Below are 3,499 nucleotides of genomic sequence, written 5' to 3'. Positions count from 1 at the left end.
GGCCCTGATCGAGGAGATCGAGGCCATGGGTGGCATGACCAAGGCGGTCGAGTCCGGCTGGGCCAAGATGAAGGTCGAGGAGTGTGCCGCCGACAAGCAGGCTCGCATCGACTCCGGCAAGGACGTGATCGTCGGCGTGAACAAGTACAAGCTCGCCAAGGAAGACCCGATCGAGATCCTCGACATCGACAACCATGCCGTGCGTGATGCCCAGGTCGCCCGTCTGGCCCAGATCCGCGCCACCCGCGACAGCGCCGCCGTCAGCGCCGCCCTGGCAGCCCTGACCGAAGCCGCCAAGACCGGTGAAGGCAACCTGCTCGATCTGGCTGTGAAGGCGGTGCGCCTGCGCGCCACCGTCGGTGAAATCTCCGATGCGCTGGAAGAGATCTTCGGCCGCTACCGTGCCAACCCCCAGGCGGTCACCGGCATCTACAACGCCGTGGTCGAAGGCGACGACGACTGGAAGGCCCTTAAGGCCGACATCGAAGCCTTTGTGGCTGAAGAAGGCCGCCGTCCGCGCATCATGATCGCCAAGCTGGGCCAGGATGGCCATGACCGGGGTTCCAAGGTAGTGGCTTCGGCCTTCGCCGACCTGGGTTTCGACATCGACATCGGCCCGCTCTTCCAGACGCCGGAAGAGGCTGCCCGCCACGCCATCGAGAATGACGTCCACGCAGTGGGTTGTTCCAGCCTGGCGGCGGGTCACAAGACCCTGGTGCCGGCCATCATCAATGCCCTCAAGGCTCAGGGTGCCGACGACATCATCACCTTCGTGGGCGGCGTGATTCCGGCCCAGGATTACGACGCGCTCTACGCCGCCGGTGCCAAGGGCATCTTCGGCCCGGGCACGCCGATCCAGACCTCGGCCCGGGAAGTCCTCAAGCAGATCCGGGCCGCCCGCAAGGCCTGATTCGCCCTCGACCGACCGATGACGCGCCGGCTCTGCCGGCGTGTCCGCCATGACTGAGCCCATGAACATGCCCGCCGACCTTCCGCAACGGGACCCCGCCGACCAGGCCCTGGTCGATGGGGTTCTGGCGCATCAGCTGCGTCCGCTCGCCAAGACGATCACCCTGATCGAGTCCCAGCGGCCCGACCACAAGCAGCGCGCGCGCAATGTGCTGGAAGGCCTGCTGCCCCATACCGGCAAGTCCATGCGGGTGGGGATCTCCGGTGTGCCGGGGGTGGGCAAGTCCACCTTCATCGAGGCCCTCGGGCTGTATCTCATCGATCAGGGGCACAAGGTGGCGGTGCTGGCGGTGGATCCGTCCTCCAGCGTCACCGGGGGCTCCATCCTTGGCGACAAGACGCGCATGGAGTTGCTCTCCCAGCGCACCGAAGCCTTCATCCGCCCGAGCCCGTCCGCCGGGAGTCTTGGCGGCGTCGCCGAGAAGACCCGCGAGGCCATGCTCGTGTGCGAGGCCGCCGGGTTTGACGTGATCATCATCGAGACGGTGGGCGTGGGTCAGTCGGAAACCGCCGTGGCCGGCATGACCGACATCTTCTGCCTGTTGCAACTGCCCAATGCCGGTGATGACCTGCAGGCGATCAAGAAGGGGATCATGGAGATCGCCGACCTGATCGTCATCAACAAGGCCGACATCAACCCCCAGGCGGCCAACATCGCCCGCTCCCAGATCAAGAGCGCGCTGGGCATGCTGCGGCACGCCTCGCCCAACTGGACGCCGCCGGTGCTGATGATGTCTGCGCTGCAAAAGCAGGGCATTGCCGAGTTCTGGAATACCATCGGGAATTACCGTTCTGCGATGCAGCAGAGCGGTGAATTCGACGCCCGCCGCTGTCACCAGGCGCGGGCCTGGATGTGGGAATTGATCGACCAGGGCCTGCGGGCCCGATTTGCAGGTCACCCCCGGGTACAGCAGGATCTGCCCGGTTTGCAGGCGGCCGTCGAGGCCGGACAGACCACGCCTTCCGCTGCCGCCCTGCGGCTGCTGGGCTATCTGGGCTGAATAAAAAAACGACGTACAACAGGATTATTGACTGGAGGTTGTAAATGCACGACATCATCCACCAGCTGGAAAAGAAGCGCGAAGCCGCCCGTCTCGGCGGCGGCCAGAAGCGTATCGACAGCCAGCACAAGAAGGGCAAGCTGACGGCCCGTGAACGTATCGAGCTGCTGCTCGACCCCGATTCCTTCGAAGAATGGGACATGTTCAAGGAACACCGTTGCGTCGATTTCGGCATGAATGAAGCCGAAAAGACCCCGGGTGACGGTGTTGTGGTTGGCTATGGCACCATCAACGGCCGCCTGGTCTTCGTGTTCTCCCAGGATTTCACCGTGTTCGGTGGCTCCCTGTCCGAGACCCACGCCGAGAAGATCTGCAAGGTCATGGATCAGGCCATGAAGGTCGGCGCGCCGGTGATCGGCCTCAACGACTCGGGCGGTGCCCGCATCCAGGAAGGTGTCGCCTCCCTGGGTGGCTACGCCGACGTGTTCCAGCGCAATGTGATGGCCTCCGGCGTGGTGCCGCAGATCTCCATGATCATGGGCCCCTGTGCCGGTGGTGCGGTGTATTCCCCGTCCATGACCGACTTCATCTTCATGGTGAAGGACTCCTCCTACATGTTCGTGACCGGTCCGGAAGTCGTGAAGACCGTGACCCACGAAGACGTGACCGCCGAGGAACTGGGCGGCGCGGTGACCCACACCACCAAGTCCGGTGTGGCTGACCTGGCCTTCGAGAATGACGTCGAAGCCCTGTCCATGCTGCGTCGTTTCATGAACTTCCTGCCGGCCAACAACCGGGAGCAGCCCCCCGTCACGCCGACCAACGACCCGGTCGACCGTTTCGACTACTCCCTTGACACCCTGGTGCCGGACAACGCCAACAAGCCGTACGACATGAAGGAGCTGATCGTCAAGATTGTCGACGACAGCGACTTCTTCGAACTGCAGGCCGACTACGCCAAGAACATCATCATCGGTTTCGGTCGCATCGACGGTAACCCGGTGGGCATCGTCGCCAACCAGCCGCTGGTGCTGGCCGGTTGCCTGGACATCAAGTCCTCCATCAAGGCCGCCCGCTTCGTGCGCTTCTGCGACGCCTTCAACATTCCGGTCGTCACCTTCGTGGACGTCCCGGGCTTCATGCCGGGTACCACTCAGGAATACGGCGGCATCATCAAGCACGGCGCCAAGCTGCTCTACGCCTACGCCGAGTGCACCGTACCCAAGGTCACCGTGATCACCCGCAAGGCCTATGGCGGTGCCTATGACGTGATGTCCTCCAAGCACCTGCGTGGCGACGTGAACCTCGCCTGGCCGTCGGCTGAAATCGCGGTGATGGGCCCGAAGGGCGCCGTGGAAATCATCTTCCGCGAAGAGAAGAATGATCCGGCCAAGCTGGCCGAGCGTGAAGCCGAATACAAGGCCAAGTTCGCCAACCCGTTCGTGGCCGGCGCCCGTGGCTTCATCGACGACGTCATCATGCCCCACGCCACCCGCAAGCGCATCGCCCGCTCGCTGGCCATGCTGAAG

General features: G+C 63.9%; 3 protein-coding genes. All 3 read left to right on the top strand.

All coding sequences use genetic code 11. The features are described from left to right. Positions 1–910, top strand: a 910-nt coding sequence (locus tag ACIQ09_RS21970) for a methylmalonyl-CoA mutase family protein (RefSeq protein WP_398314519.1), incomplete at its 5' end; no start/stop codon positions are given. Positions 911–959: 49 nt separating this feature from the next. Beyond that, complete coding sequence (gene meaB / locus ACIQ09_RS21965; protein WP_398314517.1) at positions 960–1,970, top strand: methylmalonyl Co-A mutase-associated GTPase MeaB; 1,011 nt, start codon at positions 960–962, stop codon at positions 1,968–1,970. Positions 1,971–2,014: 44 nt separating this feature from the next. Continuing rightward, a partial coding sequence (locus tag ACIQ09_RS21960; protein ID WP_398314515.1) for an acyl-CoA carboxylase subunit beta occupies positions 2,015–3,499 on the top strand: 1,485 nt, incomplete at its 3' end.

This window comes from Zoogloea sp. (assembly GCF_044344315.1).
Taxonomy (GTDB): domain Bacteria; phylum Pseudomonadota; class Gammaproteobacteria; order Burkholderiales; family Rhodocyclaceae; genus Zoogloea.
This window is presented reverse-complemented; position numbering and strand designations above follow the sequence as displayed.

Bases quoted from the DNA above. Each gene is read 5' to 3' on its own strand.
- meaB (WP_398314517.1), top strand. From the start codon at position 960: ATGACTGAGCCCATGAACATGCCCGCCGACCTTCCGCAACGGGACCCC.